This window comes from Clavibacter sepedonicus (assembly GCF_000069225.1).
Classification (GTDB): Bacteria; Actinomycetota; Actinomycetes; order Actinomycetales; family Microbacteriaceae; genus Clavibacter; species Clavibacter sepedonicus.
In genome coordinates this window covers 2,171,093-2,189,235 of sequence record NC_010407.1, presented here as the reverse complement: position 1 = coordinate 2,189,235, position 18,143 = coordinate 2,171,093, and the positions used below count along the sequence as shown (strand labels likewise).

The 18,143-nt window shown below is 71.9% G+C and carries 17 protein-coding genes; 9 read left to right on the top strand and 8 right to left on the bottom strand.

The features are described 5' to 3' along the window. The first annotated feature begins 31 nt into the window (after positions 1–31). Entirely contained in the window at positions 32–1,312 is a 1,281-nt protein-coding gene (locus CMS_RS10210) for an MFS transporter (protein ID WP_012299383.1), read from the top strand. 16 nt (positions 1,313–1,328) lie between these two features. Here CMS_RS10210 and CMS_RS10205 read toward each other — a convergent pair whose 3' ends face one another. The 7 genes from CMS_RS10205 to CMS_RS10175 all read right to left on the bottom strand — a co-directional run bounded on the left by CMS_RS10205 (position 1,329) and on the right by CMS_RS10175 (position 9,037). Further along, positions 1,329–2,009 carry a response regulator gene (locus CMS_RS10205; protein ID WP_223842625.1) on the bottom strand — a complete coding sequence of 227 codons (681 nt, stop codon included), beginning with the start codon at positions 2,007–2,009 and terminating at the stop codon, positions 1,329–1,331. A gap of 3 nt (positions 2,010–2,012) precedes the next feature. Next, positions 2,013–2,975: an IS481-like element IS1121 family transposase gene (locus CMS_RS16645; RefSeq protein WP_012296866.1), complete on the bottom strand. Its 963-nt coding sequence runs from the start codon at positions 2,973–2,975 to the stop codon at positions 2,013–2,015. 111 nt (positions 2,976–3,086) lie between these two features. Continuing rightward, the gene (locus CMS_RS10195; protein ID WP_012299381.1) at positions 3,087–4,289 is read right to left on the bottom strand and encodes a hypothetical protein; all 1,203 of its coding nucleotides are present in this window, start codon (positions 4,287–4,289) and stop codon (positions 3,087–3,089) included. Then, on the bottom strand, positions 4,286–5,440 hold the full coding sequence (locus tag CMS_RS10190) for a sensor histidine kinase (RefSeq protein WP_041464611.1): 1,155 nt from the start codon (positions 5,438–5,440) through the stop codon (positions 4,286–4,288). Before CMS_RS10190 ends, CMS_RS10195 begins: the two co-directional genes overlap by 4 nt. Positions 5,441–5,615: 175 nt before the next feature. Further along, positions 5,616–6,296 carry a response regulator transcription factor gene (locus CMS_RS10185; RefSeq protein ID WP_012299379.1) on the bottom strand — a complete coding sequence of 227 codons (681 nt, stop codon included), beginning with the start codon at positions 6,294–6,296 and terminating at the stop codon, positions 5,616–5,618. 117 nt (positions 6,297–6,413) lie between these two features. Continuing rightward, positions 6,414–7,625, bottom strand: a complete 1,212-nt coding sequence (metX, locus tag CMS_RS10180) for a homoserine O-acetyltransferase MetX (protein WP_012299378.1) — start codon at positions 7,623–7,625, stop codon at positions 6,414–6,416. A gap of 41 nt (positions 7,626–7,666) precedes the next feature. Further along, positions 7,667–9,037: a bifunctional o-acetylhomoserine/o-acetylserine sulfhydrylase gene (locus CMS_RS10175; protein ID WP_041464610.1), complete on the bottom strand. Its 1,371-nt coding sequence runs from the start codon at positions 9,035–9,037 to the stop codon at positions 7,667–7,669. Positions 9,038–9,171: 134 nt separating this feature from the next. On the opposite strand from CMS_RS10175, the gene CMS_RS10170 reads away from it, so the two are divergent. Next, complete coding sequence (locus CMS_RS10170) at positions 9,172–9,969, top strand: SDR family oxidoreductase (protein WP_012299376.1); 798 nt, start codon at positions 9,172–9,174, stop codon at positions 9,967–9,969. 28 nt (positions 9,970–9,997) lie between these two features. Here CMS_RS10170 and CMS_RS10165 read toward each other — a convergent pair whose 3' ends face one another. Continuing rightward, positions 9,998–10,672 (bottom strand): TetR/AcrR family transcriptional regulator, encoded by a 675-nt coding sequence (locus CMS_RS10165; RefSeq protein ID WP_041464609.1) that lies wholly within the window; start codon positions 10,670–10,672, stop codon positions 9,998–10,000. Between the two features lie 150 nt (positions 10,673–10,822). Here CMS_RS10165 and CMS_RS10160 point away from each other — a divergent pair, with 150 nt between their 5' ends. The 7 genes from CMS_RS10160 to CMS_RS10130 all read left to right on the top strand — a co-directional run bounded on the left by CMS_RS10160 (position 10,823) and on the right by CMS_RS10130 (position 18,142). Further along, on the top strand, positions 10,823–11,863 hold the full coding sequence (locus tag CMS_RS10160) for a TerC family protein (RefSeq protein WP_012299374.1): 1,041 nt from the start codon (positions 10,823–10,825) through the stop codon (positions 11,861–11,863). Further along, positions 11,860–12,681 carry a PP2C family protein-serine/threonine phosphatase gene (locus CMS_RS10155; RefSeq protein ID WP_012299373.1) on the top strand — a complete coding sequence of 274 codons (822 nt, stop codon included), beginning with the start codon at positions 11,860–11,862 and terminating at the stop codon, positions 12,679–12,681. Before CMS_RS10160 ends, CMS_RS10155 begins: the two co-directional genes overlap by 4 nt. A 65-nt stretch (positions 12,682–12,746) precedes the next feature. Then, positions 12,747–14,228 carry a 3-isopropylmalate dehydratase large subunit gene (gene leuC, locus CMS_RS10150; protein ID WP_012299372.1) on the top strand — a complete coding sequence of 494 codons (1,482 nt, stop codon included), beginning with the start codon at positions 12,747–12,749 and terminating at the stop codon, positions 14,226–14,228. Positions 14,229–14,230: 2 nt separating this feature from the next. Then, positions 14,231–14,845, top strand: a complete 615-nt coding sequence (gene leuD, locus CMS_RS10145; RefSeq protein WP_012299371.1) for a 3-isopropylmalate dehydratase small subunit — start codon at positions 14,231–14,233, stop codon at positions 14,843–14,845. Further along, complete coding sequence (gene murA, locus CMS_RS10140; protein WP_012299370.1) at positions 14,846–16,216, top strand: UDP-N-acetylglucosamine 1-carboxyvinyltransferase; 1,371 nt, start codon at positions 14,846–14,848, stop codon at positions 16,214–16,216. Positions 16,217–16,338: 122 nt separating this feature from the next. Beyond that, positions 16,339–17,076, top strand: coding sequence for a lysophospholipid acyltransferase family protein (locus tag CMS_RS10135; protein ID WP_041464993.1), 738 nt, complete (start codon positions 16,339–16,341; stop codon positions 17,074–17,076). Beyond that, positions 17,069–18,142: an NAD(P)H-dependent glycerol-3-phosphate dehydrogenase gene (locus tag CMS_RS10130; RefSeq protein ID WP_012299368.1), complete on the top strand. Its 1,074-nt coding sequence runs from the start codon at positions 17,069–17,071 to the stop codon at positions 18,140–18,142. The genes CMS_RS10135 and CMS_RS10130 overlap by 8 nt, the downstream gene beginning before the upstream one ends. Position 18,143 lies beyond the last annotated feature (1 nt).

Here is an 18,143-nt window from a genome sequence, read left to right as displayed (position 1 = left end):
CCCGCATCCCGACCGCCGGTAGGCTCGTCGGGTGAATCCCCCCTCCTCCGGGCAGGCGACGCTGTCGCCGGCCCGCGTCCGCATCGCCCTGCTCGCCCTCGCGATGGGCGGATTCGCCATCGGCACCACCGAGTTCGTCGCCATGGGGCTCCTGCCGCAGCTCGCATCCGACCTGCTGCCCGAGGTGGCCGCGCGCTCGACGGAGGCCGCCAACGCGCAGGCCGGCACGCTGATCAGCGCCTACGCCCTCGGCGTCGTGGTGGGCGCGCCGACCATCGCCGCCGCGTCGGCGCGGGCGCCCCGGCGCAAGCTCCTGCTCTGGCTGCTGCTGGCCTTCACGCTCGGCACCGTGCTCAGCGCGATCCTCCCGAGCTTCGGCCTCGTGGTCCTCGCCCGCTTCGTCGCGGGGCTGCCGCACGGCGCCTACTTCGGGATCGCCTCGCTCGTCGCCGCGCAGCTCATGGGGGAGGGCAAGCGCGCCCGGGGCGTCGCCTTCGTGCTCGCGGGGCTCACCATCGCCAACGTGATCGGCGTGCCCATCGTCACGTGGATCGGGCAGAACGCGGGCTGGCGGGTCGCGTACCTCGTCGTCGCCGCGATCTTCGCCGCCACCTTCGTCGCGGTCCTCCTGGCCGTGCCCGCGCAGGCCGGCAACCCCGAGGCGACGCTCCGGCGCGAGCTCCGGGCGTTCACGCGGCTGCAGGTGTGGCTCGCGCTCCTCATCGGCGCGATCGGCTTCGGCGGGTTCTTCGCCGTCTACACCTTCGTGTCGCCCATGGTCACCGAGGTGACCGGGCTTCCGGAGTGGTCCGTGCCGCTGGCTCTCGTGGTCGTCGGCCTCGGTATGACGGTCGGCAACCTCGCGGGTGGCTGGTGGGCGGATCGCGACGTGAAGGCCGCGCTGCTGTCCCTGTTCGGGCTGCTCATCCTCTCGCTCGTGGGGCTGGTGCTCACCGCGTCGAACCCGGTCGGGCTCTTCGTGTCCCTGTTCCTCATCGGCGGGTCGGCGGCGGCGCTGTCGCCCGGGATCCAGATCCGGCTGATGGACGTGGCGCACGACTCGCAGTCCATCGCCGCAGCCCTCAACCACTCGGCGCTCAACACGGGCAACGCGGTCGGTGCGGCGCTCGGCGGGGTCACGGTGGCGGCAGGTCTCGGCTACACGTCGCCCGCGCTCGTCGGCGTGGGGCTGAGCGTGGCCGGCCTGCTCATCGCGCTCGCGGCCTTCGGGCTCGACCGGCACCAGCGCGGATCCCGCCGGTTGACCGACGGCCAGCGGCTGACGACCCAGCCGATCGGCATCGGCGGCTGAGTCGGCGCGGGCCGCGCTACTCGCCTTGGAGCAGGATCCCGTCCTGGATCGCGCGCTTCCGCAGCGCCACCTTGGTGCCCACGTCGAAGCCCGCCACGCGGTACTTCTCGCGGATCCGCTTGAGGTACGACTTCGCGGTCTCCTCGGAGATGCCGAGGCTGTACGCGACCGACTTCACCGGCTCGCCGCCGCCGTAGAGCGCCATGACCCGGCGCTCCTGCGCGCTGAGCTTCGGCACGCCGCCGACGTCGGTGCTGTTGATCGCGAGGTCGAGCTCCGCGGAGATGTACGACTGGCCGTCGGCCGCGAGGCGGATCGCGTCGACGATCATGCTGGCGTCCTCGCTCTTCACGAGGTAGCCGAGGGCGCCGGACGCCAGGGCCTCGCGCACGACGTTGGGCTCCGAGTACGTGCTCATGAGAACGGTCTTGACGCCCGTGGTCTTGAGCGTCGCGATCTTCAGCGAGATCGGCAGGTTGTCCTTGAGGTCGAGGTCGAGGAGCACCACGTCGACGGGGAACCGCGGATGCGTCAGCAGGTCGGGCCAGGTGGACACCGCGGCGACCATCTCGATGTCGGACGCGGCGTTGCGGATCCACTCGGTCAGGGCCCCGAGCAGCATCCTGTGGTCGTCCACGATGGCAAGGGTGATCGGTCGGTTCTCAGCTGACACGTGCTCTCCGGTCCTAGTTGTCATGGGTCATGACGTTGGTGACACTCGGGCCGCGGGCGTGAGCCCGTGGCTTGAGTGGATTCGTTCAGTGTTGTAGTGCTCGATGAAGGGGTCAAGCGCGTCGGCCCGGTGTTGGTTGCTGGTGAAGGGTTGCCGGTAGGCCCACTCGGTCGCGAGGGTCCGGTTGAAGCGCTCGACCTTGCCGTTCTGCCAGGGGCAGTGCGGGCGGATGAACTTCTGCCGCGCGCCCAGGTCCTGGACGGCGTTCTTGAACGCGGTCGAGTGCCGGTAGGCGAACGCGTTGTCCGTGATGACCCGCTCGATCCGGGTGATCCCGCGCCCGGCGAAGTACGCCGCTGCGCGGGTCAGGAACCCGGCCGCGGTCGCGCCTTTCTCATCGGGATGGATCTCCGCGTAGGCGAGACGGGTGTGGTCATCGACCGCGGCATGGACGTAATCGAACCCGATCCCGCGGCCGCGGACCTGCTCGCTGCGCCCGTGGACCCGCCAGCCGCCTCCGTCCGGGATCCTCCCGAGCTTCTTCACGTCCACGTGGATCAGATCACCCGGATGCTCGTGCTCATACCGGTGCGCCGTTGACCGGGATGCCCGGATCACGGCCCCGGTGACGGGGTCCAACCATGCCAACGGCGGCGCCCCGTGCCGGCGCAGGATGCGGGAGATCGTACGGGATGGAACACCTGTCACCGGCGCCAGCCGCGCAGGACCCGCCCGCAACTGGGCCCGCGCTTCCAGCACGGCCCGTTCCCGCTCCGGGCTCGTTCGCCTCGGTACTGACCGGGGCCGCGATGACCGATCCGTCAGCCCTCGCAGCCCCTCGGCACGGAACCGGTTCACCCATCGATGCGCGCACTGCCGCGACACCCCCAGCTCCCGCGCGACGTGCGCGACCGGCCGACGATCCTCCACCACCCGCCGCACGAGGAGAACCCTCCCGTGAACCGTCAGACGAGCATTACCGTGGGACATCGAGGCCTCCTGGCGATGGTTGAACTGAACAGCTCCATCAAGCCAGGAGGCCTCTTCACACGCCCCGAAGTGTCACCAACGTCATGGCCGAGTACACCTAGTGCGGGGCCCTCACCGGTCGGCGGGGTTGTCCACTACGCAGTCGATGGTGATCAGGAGGCTCGACCCGCGGGTGCTCTCGGTGTGCGTGCCGACCTTGTCGATAGCATCCCACGTCGAGGGATCCAGTCGGGTGCGCGGGAGCCCGGTCGTCGTCACGACGATCGGGACGACGGCGCGTCGGAGCGGCACGGGCTGCGCGCCGGGCGGCCTGCCGCGGAGCGGTCCGAGCGCGAGCTGCACGGAGACCTCGGGCACGCCGCTGCGCCGTTCCGTCGAGGTGAGCAGGAGCCAGACCGCCGAGAGCAGGCCGTCGCGCTGGCGGCGGTCGAGGAGCCCCGCCAGGGCGTTCGGGTCACTGAGGGTGACGTCCGGTCCGAGGAACTCCGACTCCGTGATCGCGTGGTGCAGCCACGTCTCACGGCGGCCCTCGATGAGGTGCAGCCGCAGCTCGGTCGCGAGCGACGCTGCCGTCGAGGCGGCGAGGGGCGACAGGGGGAGCGGCTCCCGCGCGTTGGCGACGTCGTCGAGGAGCTGCTCGGCCGCCAGGTCGAGGCGCGCCAGCTCCTCGGACGCCATCATGCCGACGGCGTAGCGCGGCGCGGACACGGTGCTCTGCACGAGCACGCGGTCCAGCTCCATCTCGGTCAGGCGGCGGAAGCCGCGGACGACCGTCACGCCGAACGCCGCGGGCACCACCGCGCGGGAGATGGCGGAGAGCTCGGGGGCGATGTCGCCGGGGCGCACGGGATCCGAGAACAGGAAGACGAGGAGGAGGACGATGCCCAGGGCGGCGTCGACCGCGAGCACCTCGCGCGCGGCGCCGGCGGCGATGCCCGCGGTGGCGTGCTGCATCACGTCGCCGAGGGGCCACACCGCCACCAGGTCGAGCGCGACGACGATGCCGAGGCCGACGACGAAGACCGCCATGAGCGGGCCGGGCATCCGGTCGCGAAGGGCGCGGATGGCCACGACGACTACGGCGATGAGGGCGACGAGGAGGATCCACGCGGTCGCCGTGAGCCGGGGCGACGGCATGATCCGGTAGTCGAGCGCGAAGCGGACGAGACCGTACCCGATCGCGATGGCGCAGACGACCGCGGATCCCGCGCCCAGGTAGCCGAGGCCGATGGAGGTGGGCTGCGTCGACGTCCCCTCGGGGAGGCGGATGCGACGGCTGGCGCGGGACGGCGCGCTGTCCGCACGGCCGCTCACTTCGGCACCTCGAGGACGACCGTCGTGCCCGACCCGGGAGAGGAGAACAGCCGGGCGTTGCCGCCCACGTCCGTGAGGCGCGCGACGACCGACTCCTTGAAGCCGAGCTTCGCCTGGTCCACGTGCGCGAGGTCGAAGCCGACGCCGGCGTCCGTGACCATCGCGCGCACGGTGGTGTCGTCGTCGGTGATGGTGACGTGCGCCTCCGTGACGCCCGCGTGCCGCCGCACGTTCTCCAGGCACTCCGCGAGCGAGAGGAGGAAGGCGTCGAGGATGTCGCTCGGCAGCAGGACCTGGCCGGTCCCGTGCCAGCTCACCTCGAGGCCCATCCGCCCGAAGCGCTGCTTGACCGACTCCAGCGTGTTGCCGAGCACGGACTGCTCCACGGGCTCCAGGGTGTACCCGCCCGACGCCTGGGGCGTGGGGTTCGCGCCGAGGCGGAGCTGACGGAGGAGGCGCGCGTCGTCGGCCGCCTGCTGGCGCATGGCCTGCGGCGTGACGCCGACCCCGGAGTGCGCGAGCAGCGTGAGGGTCGCGAGCACGGTGTCGTGCAGGAGCCGGGCGCCCTGCCGCCGCTGCGCCTCGAGCTCGCTCGCCATGCGCTCGGCGCGGTGGGCGCGCCCGATGTCGGTGATGCGGCGACCGACCCGGTGCACGGCCACGCTCAGCCAGTAGCCGAGGATCCCCGCGAGCATCCAGCCGAACACGTGCACGAGCACGACGTAGGGGAAGGCGGCCGTGGCCCAGGACGCTACGACGGCGACCGCGCTGGTGAGCACGAAGGCGGCCGCCACGATGCGGAGCCGGCCAGATCGGACGGTCCCGAGGAGGGCGAGCGACCCGATGCCGCCCACGGAGATGTGGGTGAGCGCGGTGAGCGACGACGCGGAGCGCCCGCCGAGCTGGGCGACGACCATGGCCGCGAGGCCGGCCACGAGCACGACGACCATCCACCTGACGCTCGCGTCCGTCCCGATCCTCCACTGGGCGACGGCGAGCACGGCCAGGAGCGCGAGGCTCCCGGCTGCCGCGGGGACGGGGATCTCGCCCGCCAGCAGGATGCACGCGGCGGCGACCGCGGAGAAGCTGAGGCCGTACACGCGTGCGGTCCGCTGCAGTAGGCGCTCGCGCTCGCGCTTCATGCGATCCATCGGGTCCTCGCTCGGAGTGCGCCGACGCCGGTGGCGTGCGCTCGGTGTGCCTCCGATCCTAGGCGCGTCCGTCACGCCGGAGGCACGCCCGCGTGACGGCCGGGGCCGATTGTCCACATGCCGTATGATCGCCCGCCGCCGGGCGGGTCCGGGTGGGCTCGGGCCGGTCGACGTCCTATTCCGGCGCGATCCAGCCGTGGCGGATCGCGTGGCGCCGGAGTAGGAGCTTGGTCCCGAGGTCCGTCCCCGCGTGCAAGTACTTGCGGCGGCCCCGCTTGATGTACGACTTGACGGTCTCCTCCGTCGTGCTCATCGCCTCGGCGACGTCGCGGACCGACCGTCCGCCCGCGTAGAGCACGAGCGCGCGCTGCTCCTGCTGGCCGAGCCGCGGGTCCTCCTCGGCGTGGAAGTCCTGCATCGCCTGCTGCACGAGCGCGCTCTGTCGGGGCGTGCCGTCGGCCGCCGCGTGGATGCTGGCGATCAGCTCCTCGGACGACTCGGCCTTGGGCACGACGGCGGACGCGCCCGCGCGCATGGCGCCGTGGATGGTGGAGGGGTCGGCGTGCGTGCTCAGCAGCACGGACGTGAGGCCGGCGCCCGCGAGCGTGCGGATCTTCTGTGCGACCGGGACCTCGTCGCGCAGCGCGAGGTCGAGGACGACCACGTCGAAGGCATCTGGGAAGCGGTCGTCGCGCACGAGCCCGCTCCAGGTGGGGGAGGTCGCGACCACCTCGACGCCCGTGCGGGGACGGGAGAGCCGTGCGCTCAGCCCGTCGAGCAGGAGGACGTGGTCGTCGACCAGCGCCACGCGGACCCGTTGGCCCTGGCCCGTCGCGTGCAGCGGACGTCGGCTCATCGGTGCTCCCCTCGTGCCGGAGCCCGGAGGCGGCGGCGTGCTCCCAGGGGAAGCATAGGAACGCATGATGTCGCGGGCGATGCCGCGGCCGGAACTCACCCCCGGACTGGGGCGCTCCTACGCGCGGGTGTCGAGCAGGCGCGCGAGCTCGCGTCCCACGGCCTGGTTCTCGATGAGGAACCCGTCGTGTCCGTAGTCGGAGGAGATCACCACGACCTGCCCGCCGTCGACGGATCCGGGCACGGCCTGCGCGATGAGCCGCTGGTCCGGCACGGGGAACAGGCGGTCGCTGTCGATGCCCACCACGAGGGTCGCCGCCCGCACCCGCGCGAGAGCCGCCTCCACCCCGCCGCGGTCGCGGCCCACGTCGTGCGAGCTCATCGCGTCGATGAGGCGGATGTAGCTGGTCGCGTCGAAGCGCCGGGTGAACTTGTTGCCGTGGAAGTCGAGGTAGGACTCCACGGCGTAGCGGCCCTCGTCGCCCATGGGGCTGATGCCGCTCTGCCAGGAGCGGGAGAAGCGCTGGTTCAGCTCGTGCGGGCTCCGGTAGTTCAGCAGCGCCATGCGGCGCGCGAGCGCGAGCCCGCGGTGCGGGCCGTCCCCGTCCGCCGCGTCGAAGTAGTCGCCGTCGCGGTAGGCGGGATCCATCCGGATCGCCTCGGCCTGCACCGAGTTGAGAGCGATCTGGTCGGCGCTGGCGATGGCCGGGGCGGCGAGGATCGCGAGCCGGCGCATCCGGTCGGGGAACCCCACGCCCCACTCGAGCGCCTGCATCCCGCCCATGGACCCGCCGACGACGGCCGCCCACACGTCGATGCCGAGCGCGTCCGCGAGGGCCGCCTGGACGGCGACCTGGTCGCGGATCGTGATGTAGGGGAACCGGTCGGCCCACTCGGCGCCGTCGGACGCCAGGGATGCGGGGCCGGTCGTGCCCTGGCAGCCGCCCAGCATGTTGGGGGCGACGACGAACCAGCGGTCGGTGTCGATGGCGAGCCCCGGCCCCACGATGCCCGACCACCACCCGCCGGTCGGCTGCCCGGGACCCGCGGGTCCGCGGAGGTGGCTGTCGCCCGTGAGCGCGTGCAGCACGAGCACGGCGTTCCCGCCGTCGGGGTCGCGCTCGCCGAAGGTCTCGTACGCGACGCGCACCGAGGGGATCCGCCCGCCCGCCTCCAGGTCGATGCCGCCCACCGAGGCGAACAGCCGGTCGGCGACGGGATCGCCCTCGCGCCAGGCGCCCGACGCGGGCGGGCGGCCGATCAGGGAGCGAATCTGCGCGTCCGTCACGAGGCTCGACGGGACGGTGTCCTCGGGTGTCTGCCAGTCCATCCCGATCAGTGAAGCACCCGCGGCGGACGCGCGCCCGAGTGTTACGCCCCGCTCGGCCGGGTGCCGGCGAGCGCGGCCGGTGCGGCGCCGTCCTTCACGGCCCGCGCGGCCGGCAGCCCGGCCGCGAGGTCGTCGATGATGTCGTCGATGCTCTCGAGCCCGACCGAGAGCCGCACGAGTCCCGGCGTGACGCCGGCCGTCAGCTGCTGCTCCGGCGTCAGCTGCGCGTGGGTGGTCGAGGCCGGGTGGATCACCAGGCTCCGCACGTCGCCGATGTTCGCCAGGTGGCTGAACAGCTGCAGCGAGTCGACGAGCGCGCGCCCGGCGTCCACCCCGCCCTTCAGCTCGAAGGACAGCACGGCTCCGACGCCGAGCGGTGCGTACCGGTTCGCCGCCGCGTACGAGGGGCTCGTCGGCAGGCCCGCGTAGTAGACGTCCGCGAGGTCGTCGTGCGCGTCGAGCCACTCCGCGACCGCCTGGGCGTTCTGCACGTGCCGCTCGATCCTGAGGCTCAGCGTCTCGATGCCCTGGATGAGCTGCCAGGCGCTCGCCGGGGCGATGGACGCCCCGAGGTCGCGCAGCAGCTGCACGCGCGCCTTGGTGATGTACGCGACGCCGTCGCCGACGGCCTCGGCGTAGGTGACGCCGTGGTACGACGGGTCGGGGGTCGTGAGGCCGGGGAAGCGCTCGCCGTGCTCGGACCACGGGAACCGGCCGCCGTCGACGACGAGCCCGCCGATGACCGTGCCGTGCCCGCCGAGGAACTTCGTCGCCGAGTGCACCACGACGTCGGCGCCGTGCTCGAACGGCCGGATGAGGTACGGCGTGGCGATGGTGTTGTCCACGATGAGCGGCACGCCCGCGGCGTGCGCCTGGTCGGCGACCGCGCGGATGTCGAGGATGTTGATGCGCGGGTTGCCGATCGTCTCCGCGAAGAAGAGCTTGGTGTCGGGGCGGACCGCCCGGGCCCATGCCGCGGGGTCGTCCTGGTCCTCGACGAACGTCGTCTCGATCCCGAGCTTCGCGAGCGTGTACTTGAAGAGGTTGTACGTGCCGCCGTATATCGACGAGCTCGAGACGATGTGGTCGCCCGCCTGGGCGATGTTGAGCACCGCGAACGTCGACGCGGACTGTCCCGAGGCGACCAGGAGCGCAGCCGTGCCTCCCTCCAGGGCGGCGATGCGCTCCTCGACGACGGCCTGCGTGGGGTTCATCATTCGCCCGTAGATGTTGCCCGGCTGCGCCAGCGCGAAGAGGTCCTGCGCGTGCTGGGAGTCGTCGAACACGTAGGACGTGGTCTGGTAGATCGGCGTCGCGCGGGCGTGGGTGACCGGATCCGGCGCCGCCCCCGCGTGGATCTGCTGCGTCTCGAAGCGCCAGCCCGCTGCCCGGTCCTCGTCGTGGTCGCTCATCGTCGTGCCTTCCCTCGTGCGTCGGTGCCGCCCGTGCGGGCGCACCACGACAGTAGGAAGCGCGTCGGCGGCCGGTCAACGCGAGCCGTCGCGGGGCGTAACCCGTCGGCACCCGCGTTCCCTACGCTGGGCTCATGTCCACAGCCAAGAGGGTCGTCGTCACGGGTGCGAGCTCGGGGATCGGCGCCGCCACCGTCCGCCTGTTCCGGAGCCGGGGGTGGGACGTCGTCGCCGTCGCCCGCCGCGAGGACCGCCTGCGCGCGCTCGCCGAGGAGACGGGCGCGACGTACGCCGTCGCCGACCTCACGGTGCAGGCCGACGTCGACGCGCTGCGCGACCACCTGCGCGAGACCGGTCACGTCCACGCCCTCGTGAACAACGCCGGGGGAGCCGTCGGCACCGACTCGGTCGAGGGCGGATCGCCGGAGGACTGGGCCTGGATCTACGAGATCAACGTGCTCGCCGTGCAGCGCGTGACCGCCGCCCTGCTACCGCTGCTGCGCGCCAGCGTCCCCGAGGGCGGCAGCGCCGACATCGTGACCGTGAGCTCCATCGCCGCGCACGTGCCCTACGAGGGCGGCGGCGGCTACAACGCCGCCAAGGCCGCCGTGCACGCGATGCTCGGGGTGCTCCGCCTGGAGCTCGCGGGGGAGCCCATCCGCGTGATCGAGATCGCCCCCGGCCAGGTGCGCACGGAGGAGTTCTCGCTCGTGCGCTTCGGCGGCGACCGGGCGAAGGCGGACGCGGTCTACGACGGGGTGCCCGGGCCGCTCACCGCGGAGGATGTCGCCTCGGCGATCGTGCACGCGGTGGAGCTGCCGCCGCACGTGAACGTGGACCTGCTCACCCTCAAGCCGGTGGCGCAGGCCGCGCCGCACAAGCTGGTGCGGAGGCCGCTCGCGGTCCGCGAGGAGCTGACCGACCGGACATGAGCCCCGCCGGCGACAGCGCGCCGGGTGGTCAGGCGGCGGGCGCGGCCGCCACGGCCGGGACGGCGGGCAGCGGGCCTGTGAGGAACTCCTGCACGACGGGCCCGTGGAGCGCGACGACCGTCTCGTGCGACATGCTCGCGATGGGCTCCATCCGCCAGATGTAGCGGGTGATGGCGATGCCGCCGAGGGCGGCGCCGACGAGGGAGTTGCGGATGCCCGCCTCCTCGGCGGATGTCTCCTCCGGCAGCGCGCTCATCCAGTGCTGCGGGGCCGCCTCGGCGAACCGCCTGTAGGCGGCGCTGTCGTGGTCGGACGACACGGTGACCCAGCGCATGATGGTGGATCCGACCGGGTGCTCCCACGTGTGCAGCGCCGCGGAGACGAGGGCGGCGCCGCGCTCCTCGATGGGCAGCACCCGCAGCCGGAGGTACGGGGCGATGAGGTCCTCCGAGGGGCGCAGCGCCTCCTCGAGCAGGGCCTCGAGCGATCCGAAGTAGTAGCGGACGAGGCTCGGGTCGACCCCGGCCGCCGCGGCGATGCGGCGGGCGCTCACGCGGTCGGCTCCCGACTCGATGAAGAGCATGCGGGCCGCCTCGATGATGCTGGCTCGGGCGTCGCCCGAGGTGCGGGGGCCGCGACGCCGGGGTCCGGTGTCCTCCCCGCCGTGGTCGGGTGCATCGAGCTCGTTCGCCAGTACGGACATGGGGCGTCCCTCTCGTGTCATGAGCGACCACCGTAACCGCGGGCCGATGGCCGGATGCCCCGGATGGGGGAATTGTGAACAACCCGTCGGCCGCCATGTAGTTTCGTCGAGGCATGTCCGTGCCGTTCCCATGCTGCAGAAAGCCACCGCGTGCCCCTGGACCTCCCCCTCCCGTTCGAGATCGTCTCCCTGACGGTGCTCCTCCTCGTCCTCGTCGCCGACCTGCTGATCGTCTACCGGCGACCGCACGTCCCGTCGACGAAGGAGTCGGCACTCTGGGTCGCCTTCTACGTGGGCCTCGCGCTGGTGTTCGCGGTCATCATGCTGTTCGTCGCGGGCGGCGAGCACGCGGGACAGTTCCTCGCGGGGTGGCTGACGGAGTACAGCCTCAGCATCGACAACCTGTTCGTGTTCGTCATCATCATGAGCCGGTTCAGCGTGCCCAGGAAGTACCAGCAGGAGGTGCTCATGGTGGGCATCATCATCGCGCTGGTGCTGCGCGGGATCTTCATCCTGCTGGGCGCGGAGCTCATCGAGAGCTACAGCTGGATCTTCTACATCTTCGGCGCGTTCCTGCTCTACACGGCGGTCAAGCAGGCGGTGGGCGACGAGGACGAGGAGAGCGAGGACTCACTGTTCATCCGGTTCCTCCGCCGGCGCCTCAAGATCGCGCCCGACTTCGACGGCGCGAAGGTGCGCACCGTGATCGACGGCCGCAAGGTGCTGACGCCGATGGTGATCGTCTTCGTGTCGATCGGCACCACCGACCTGATCTTCGCCCTCGACTCGATCCCGGCCATCTTCGGCATCACCGAGTCGCCGTTCATCGTCTTCACTGCGAACATCTTCGCCCTCATGGGTCTCCGCCAGCTCTACTTCCTGCTGGGCGGCCTGCTCGACCGGCTCGTGTACCTCAAGTACGGGATCGCGTTCATCCTCTTCTTCATCGGCGTGAAGCTGGTGCTGCACGCGATGCACGAGAACACGCTGCCGTTCGTCAACGGCGGGGAGGGCATCGAGTGGGCGCCCGAGATCCCGACGCTCGTGAGCCTCGTCGTGATCCTCGCGTCGATGGTGGTCGCGACCGTCGCCAGCCTCATCAAGATGCGCGTCGACGGGATCCCCGTCACCGGGGCCGACGCCGAGCCCGCTCCGGTCGAGCGCGGCGACGACGACCGGGACGCCCGGTGACCGAGGCCCGCGCCATCGCGCTCGGCGGGCGCCGCATCGACGTCACGTGGGCCGCCCGCACGGACGTCGGCAGCGTCCGCGCCGTGAACGAGGACGGGCTCCTCGCCGACCCGCCCGTGTGGCTCGTGGCCGACGGCATGGGCGGGCACGCGTTCGGCGACCGCGCCAGCGCCACCCTCGTGGAGACCTTCGGCGGCCTGTCCGGCGACGCGCCCGTTACGCGCGACCTCATCGTCGAGGCGGTGGACGCGTCCAACGACGCGATCGGCGACCTCATCACGGGCGACGACCCGCCCGGAACCGTGGCCGGCACCACGCTCGCGGGCGTCGCGCTCGTGCGCTCGGACGCAGGCGACCCGCTCTGGATGGTCTTCAACGTCGGCGACTCGCGCGTCTACGCCTGGACGGACGGTCGCCTCGAGCAGGTGACCATCGACCACTCCGCCGTGCAGGAGCTCGTCGACCAGGGCCGCATGACCCGCGCGGAGGCCGAACGGAGCCCGGTGCGGAACCTCATCACCCGGGCCGTCGGATCCCACGACGAGGTCGCCGCCGACGAGTGGCTGCTGCCGGTCGTCGACCACCAGGCTTTCCTCATCTGCTCCGACGGGCTCACCAAGGAGCTCGACGACCAGGCGATCTCCGGCGTGCTGCAGCTCGCGCACGCGGACGGCGGCGGCGTCGACCGCGCGGCGGACGCGCTCGTCGCGCAGGCGCTCGCATCCGGCGGCCGCGACAACGTCACCGTGGTGGTGATCGAGGCCCGCGCCCACGACGAGCCGCTCGACGACGGGACCGCGGGCGCGCCCACCACCTGAGGAATAGCCGCGGGCACCCGGCGTTAGACTCCCATGATGCGCGTGGGGACCCTCGCGCCACTGCCATGAGGAGAGCCGTGCAGCCTGCGAAGACCCTGGCCGAGAAGGTGTGGGCCGACCACCTGGTCGCCGAGGGGGAGGACGGCACGCCCGACCTCCTATACATCGACCTCCACCTCGTGCACGAGGTCACCAGCCCGCAGGCGTTCGACGGCCTCCGGCTCGCCGGCCGCCCCGTGCGCCGCCCCGACCTCACGATCGCGACCGAGGACCACAACACGCCGACCATCGGCATCGACCGGCCGATCGCCGACTTGACGAGCCGCACGCAGATCCACACCCTCCGCAGGAACGCGGAGGAGTTCGGGATCCGGCTGCACTCGCTCGGCGACATCGAGCAGGGCATCGTCCACGTGGTCGGCCCGCAGCTCGGCCTCACGATGCCGGGCATCACGGTCGTCTGCGGCGACTCCCACACCTCCACCCACGGGGCGTTCGGCGCGATGGCCTTCGGCATCGGCACGAGCGAGGTCGAGCACGTGATGGCCACCCAGACGCTGCCCCTCCAGCCCTTCAAGACCATGGCGGTCACGGTCGAGGGCACGCTCCGACCCGGCGTCACCGCGAAGGACATCATCCTCGCGGTCATCGCGCAGATCGGCACCGGCGGCGGGCAGGGCTACGTGCTCGAGTACCGCGGCAGCGCCATCCGCTCGCTCTCCATGGAGGGCCGCATGACCATCTGCAACATGTCCATCGAGGCGGGCGCGCGTGCGGGCATGGTCGCCCCCGACCAGACCACCTACGACTACCTGAGGGGCCGCCCGCACGCGCCGACCGGCGCCGACTGGGACGAGGCCGTCGCCTACTGGGACACCCTCGCGACCGACGATGACGCCGTGTTCGACGCCGAGGTGTTCCTCGACGCCGACACCCTCGAGCCCTTCGTCACCTGGGGCACCAACCCCGGCCAGGGCGTCTCGCTCAGCGAGCCCGTGCCGGATCCCGCGGCCGTCGCGGATCCGAACGAGCGTGCCGCCGCCGAGCGGGCGCTCGCGTACATGGACCTCGCCCCGGGCACGCCCATGAAGGAGATCGCGGTCGACACCGTGTTCATCGGCTCCTGCACCAACAGCCGCGTGGAGGACCTGCGCGCCGCCGCCGAGATCGTGCGCGGCCGCACCAAGGCCGAGGGCGTCCGCGTGATGGTCGTCCCGGGCAGCGCGCGCGTGCGCCTCGAGGCGGAGGCGGAGGGGATCGACAAGGTCTTCACTGACTTCGGCGCCGAGTGGCGCTTCGCCGGCTGCTCCATGTGCCTCGGGATGAACCCCGACCAGCTCGCGCCGGGCGAGCGCTGCGCGTCCACGAGCAACCGCAACTTCGAGGGCCGCCAGGGAAAGGGCGGGCGCACGCACCTCGTGTCGCCGCTCGTGGCCGCGGCGACCGCCATCCGCGGCACGCTCTCGAGCCCCTGGGACCTGCAGGAGGACGGCGTCGTCGACGCCGCGTCCATCCGCCAGGCCGCCGCCGTCGGACAGGGGATCTGACCATGGAGCCCATCAGCCGCGTCACCGGCACCGCCGTCCCGCTCAAGCAGTCGAACGTCGACACCGACCAGATCATCCCCGCCCAGTTCCTCAAGCGCGTCACCAAGACCGGCTTCGAGGACGCGCTGTTCTTCCAGTGGCGGCAGGATCCCGACTTCTTCATCAACCAGCCGGTCTACGAGGGCGCGACCGTCCTCGTCGCCGGACCGGACTTCGGCACGGGCTCGTCCCGTGAGCACGCCGTGTGGGCGCTGCGCGACTACGGCTTCCGGGCCGTGCTCAGCCCGAGGTTCGGCGACATCTTCCGGGGCAACTCGGGGAAGCAGGGCCTCCTCACGGGCATCGTGACGGAGGACGACGTCGAGAGGCTGTGGGCCGCGATGGACGCGGAGCCCGGACTCGACCTCACCGTCGACCTCGTCGAGCGGGTCGCCACGGCACCCGGCCTGGCGGTCCCGTTCGAGATCGACGAATACACTCGGTGGCGGCTCCTGGAGGGGCTCGACGACATCGCCCTCACCCTCCGGGACGAGGACGCCATCACCACCTTCGAACACGGACGGGCCGCATGGCGCCCGCGCACCTTGCCGGCCCGGCCGGCAGCTCTGGAGAACTGAATGAACTCACTAGTCAGCGACGCCAAGAACGCGGGGGAGCGGGTGGGCCTCATGTCCGACTCCATCGTCATCAACGGCGGCATCCCGCTGCGCGGCCGCATCGAGGTCCGTGGGGCCAAGAACCTGGCCACCAAGGCCATGGTCGCCTCGCTCCTCGGCGAGAGCCCCAGCCTCCTTCGCTCGGTGCCGGACATCAGCGACGTCCGCGTCGTCTCGGGCCTGCTCGAGGTGCACGGCGTCACGCTCCGCAAGGGCGAGAAGGAGGGCGACCTCATCCTCGACCCGAAGGACGTCGAGAGCGCCCACATGGCGGACATCGACGCGCACGCGGGCAGCTCCCGCATCCCGATCCTCTTCTGCGGCCCGCTGCTGCACCGGCTCGGCGAGGCGTTCATCCCCGACCTCGGCGGCTGCCGCATCGGCGACCGCCCCATCGACTTCCACCTCGACGCGCTGCGCGCGTTCGGCGCCGTCGTCGAGAAGCTCCCGAGCGGCATCCGCCTCACGGCCCCGAACGGGCTGAAGGGCGCCAACGTCGAGCTGCCCTACCCGAGCGTCGGCGCGACCGAGCAGGTGCTGCTCACGGGCGTGCGCGCCCAGGGCATCACGGAGCTGAAGAACGCGGCCATCGAGCCCGAGATCATGGACCTCATCGCGATCCTGCAGAAGATGGGCGCGATCATCTCCGTGGAGCCGAACCGCGTGATCCTCATCGAGGGCGTCGACCGCCTCGAGGGCTACACGCACCGCGCGCTCTTCGACCGCAACGAGGCCGCGAGCTGGGCCTCGGCCGCGCTCGCGACCGGCGGCGACATCTTCGTCGGCGGCGTGCGCCAGGCTGAGATGATGACGTTCCTCAACGTGTTCCGGAAGGTCGGCGGCGCGTTCGACATCGAGGAGGACGGCATCCGGTTCTACCACCCGGGAGGCGACCTCAAGCCCGTGGTCATCGAGACCGACGTGCACCCCGGATTCATGACGGACTGGCAGCAGCCGCTCGTCGTGGCGCTCACGCAGGCGCCCGGCGTCTCGATCATCCACGAGACCGTGTACGAGAACCGCTTCGGGTTCACGGACGCGCTCAACGAAATGGGCGCCGACATCGTCGTGCACAAGGAGGGGCTCGAGGGCCACGAGCGCCGCGTCGCGCGACGCGACTTCGAGCAGGCCGCGGTCATCACGGGACCCACCCACCTGCACGGCGCGGACATCACGGTGCCCGACCTGCGCGGCGGGTTCAGCCACCTCATCGCGGCGCTCACGGCCGAGGGCCGGTCCACCGTCAGCAACGTGGGGATCATCTCCCGCGGCTACGAGGACTTCATCGGGAAGCTGCGCCAGCTGGGCGCGGACTTCTCCTACGAGGGATAGCCTCGCCGGCGGTGCCCGCGCCGCCCGCTCCGGCCGGGCGCGTCCATGACGGACGCATCCGGCCCTCCGCCGGGCTGATCCCGGCGGCGACCGACGACGACCGCGACCCGACCGGAGGATCCATGGCGAACGAGAAGGCCCGACCGTCGATCTTCTGGGTGCTGGCGGCCCTCGTCCTGCCGGTGCTCAACGCGGCCGTGCGGTTCGAGATCCGGAACCCCGAGCGGCTGCCGCGGACGGGCTCCTACGTGCTCGCGCCGAACCACTACAGCGAGATCGACCCCGTCGTGATGGGTGCCGTCGCCTGGAAGCTCGGGCGCCTGCCCCGCTTCCTTGCCAAGGCGTCGCTCTTCGACGTGCCGGTCGTCGGCTGGTTCCTCCGCCGCTCCGGCCAGATCCCCGTGCAGCGCGACGGCGGCGTCCGCGGCGGCCAGGCGATCGAGGCCGCGTCGGACCTCGCGCGCGACGGCCGCATCGTCGTCGTGTACCCCGAGGGGACGCTCACCCGCGACCCCGACCTCTGGCCCATGCGCGGCAAGACCGGCGCCGTGCGCCTCGCCCTCCAGGCCGGGATCCCCGTGATCCCCGCCGCGCACTGGGGCACGCAGCAGCTCATGGGCCGCTACTCGAAGCGCGTCCGGCTCTTCCCGCGCACCACCGTCCACGTGGTCATCGGCGAGCCCGTCGACCTCGACCGCTTCCGCGACCGCAGCCTCGACTCCGCGACCCTCACCGAGGCGACCGCCGTCGTCATGGCCGCCATCACCCAGCTCGTGGAGGAGCTGCGCGGCGAGACCGCCCCGACCGAGCGGTGGGATCCCCGCTCCAAGAACCAGAAGGAGACCGGCCGATTTGAGTGACGCGACCGCGAGCCCGACCCCCGCACCCGCCGCATCGACGCCCGACCCGGACGAGGGCGGGGAGCGGCGCCGCGTCGTCGTCCTCGGCGCCGGCAGCTGGGGCACCACCTTCGCCAAGGTCATGGCCGACGGCGGCAGCGACGTCGTCATGTGGGCGCGCCGGCCCGAGCTCGCCCGGGAGATCACGGAGGCCAAGCGCAACAGCGACTACCTGCCGGGGATCAACCTGCCGCAGCGGCTCTCGGCGCACCCGTCGCTCGAGCGCGTGCTCGCCGGTGCCACCGACGTGTTCGTGTCCGTGCCCAGCCAGACGCTGCGCGCCAACCTCGAGGCGGCGCGCGACCTGATCCCGCAGGACGCCGTGGTCGTCAGCCTCATGAAGGGCGTGGAGAAGGGCACGGGCCTCCGGATGAGCGAGGTGATCCAGGAGGTGCTCGGCATCGGTCCGGAGCGCATCGCGGTGGCCTCGGGTCCGAACCTCGCGCTCGAGATCGCCCGGGAGCAGCCCACCGCCGTCGTGGTGTCGTCCGCGGAGCAGGCCACCGCGGAGCGCGTCGCGAAGATCGCCCGCAGCGCCTACTTCCGCTCGTTCGTCAACACCGACGTGATCGGCACGGAGTTCGGCGGCGTGCTCAAGAACCTCATCGCGGTGGCGGTGGGCATCGTCGACGGCGTCGGCTACGGCGAGAACACGAAGGCGTCGATCATCACGCGCGGCCTCGCCGAGATGACGGCGTTCTCGGTCGCCTACGGAGCCCGCGCCGAGACGCTCGCGGGTCTCGCGGGCCTCGGCGACCTCATCGCCACGTGCGAGTCGTCGCTGTCCCGCAACAACACCGCGGGGCGCCTGCTCGGCCAGGGCTACAGCTTCACCGACGTCGTGAAGAGCATGCAGCAGACGGCCGAGGGGCTCTCCTCGGTGGCGCCTGTGCTGGAGCTCGCCCGCCAGCGCGGCGTGCTCATGCCCATCGTGGAGCAGGTGTCGCAGGTGCTGGCGGGCACGCTGTCGCCGCGCGACATCGCGCCGCACCTGACCACCGACGACGACACGCCCCAGGGGGAGTGAC

Excerpts from the sequence above, each read along its gene's own strand:
- CMS_RS10205 (WP_223842625.1), bottom strand. The coding sequence starts at position 2,009 with ATGACAACTAGGACCGGAGAGCACGTGTCAGCTGAGAACCGACCGATC.
- CMS_RS16645 (WP_012296866.1), bottom strand. The coding sequence starts at position 2,975 with ATGTCCCACGGTAATGCTCGTCTGACGGTTCACGGGAGGGTTCTCCTC.
- CMS_RS10190 (WP_041464611.1), bottom strand. The coding sequence starts at position 5,440 with ATGGATCGCATGAAGCGCGAGCGCGAGCGCCTACTGCAGCGGACCGCA.
- CMS_RS10185 (WP_012299379.1), bottom strand. The coding sequence starts at position 6,296 with ATGAGCCGACGTCCGCTGCACGCGACGGGCCAGGGCCAACGGGTCCGC.
- metX (WP_012299378.1), bottom strand. The coding sequence starts at position 7,625 with ATGGACTGGCAGACACCCGAGGACACCGTCCCGTCGAGCCTCGTGACG.
- CMS_RS10175 (WP_041464610.1), bottom strand. The coding sequence starts at position 9,037 with ATGAGCGACCACGACGAGGACCGGGCAGCGGGCTGGCGCTTCGAGACG.
- CMS_RS10170 (WP_012299376.1), top strand. The coding sequence starts at position 9,172 with ATGTCCACAGCCAAGAGGGTCGTCGTCACGGGTGCGAGCTCGGGGATC.
- CMS_RS10165 (WP_041464609.1), bottom strand. The coding sequence starts at position 10,672 with ATGTCCGTACTGGCGAACGAGCTCGATGCACCCGACCACGGCGGGGAG.
- leuC (WP_012299372.1), top strand. The coding sequence starts at position 12,747 with ATGAGGAGAGCCGTGCAGCCTGCGAAGACCCTGGCCGAGAAGGTGTGG.
- leuD (WP_012299371.1), top strand. The coding sequence starts at position 14,231 with ATGGAGCCCATCAGCCGCGTCACCGGCACCGCCGTCCCGCTCAAGCAG.
- murA (WP_012299370.1), top strand. The coding sequence starts at position 14,846 with ATGAACTCACTAGTCAGCGACGCCAAGAACGCGGGGGAGCGGGTGGGC.
- CMS_RS10135 (WP_041464993.1), top strand. The coding sequence starts at position 16,339 with ATGGCGAACGAGAAGGCCCGACCGTCGATCTTCTGGGTGCTGGCGGCC.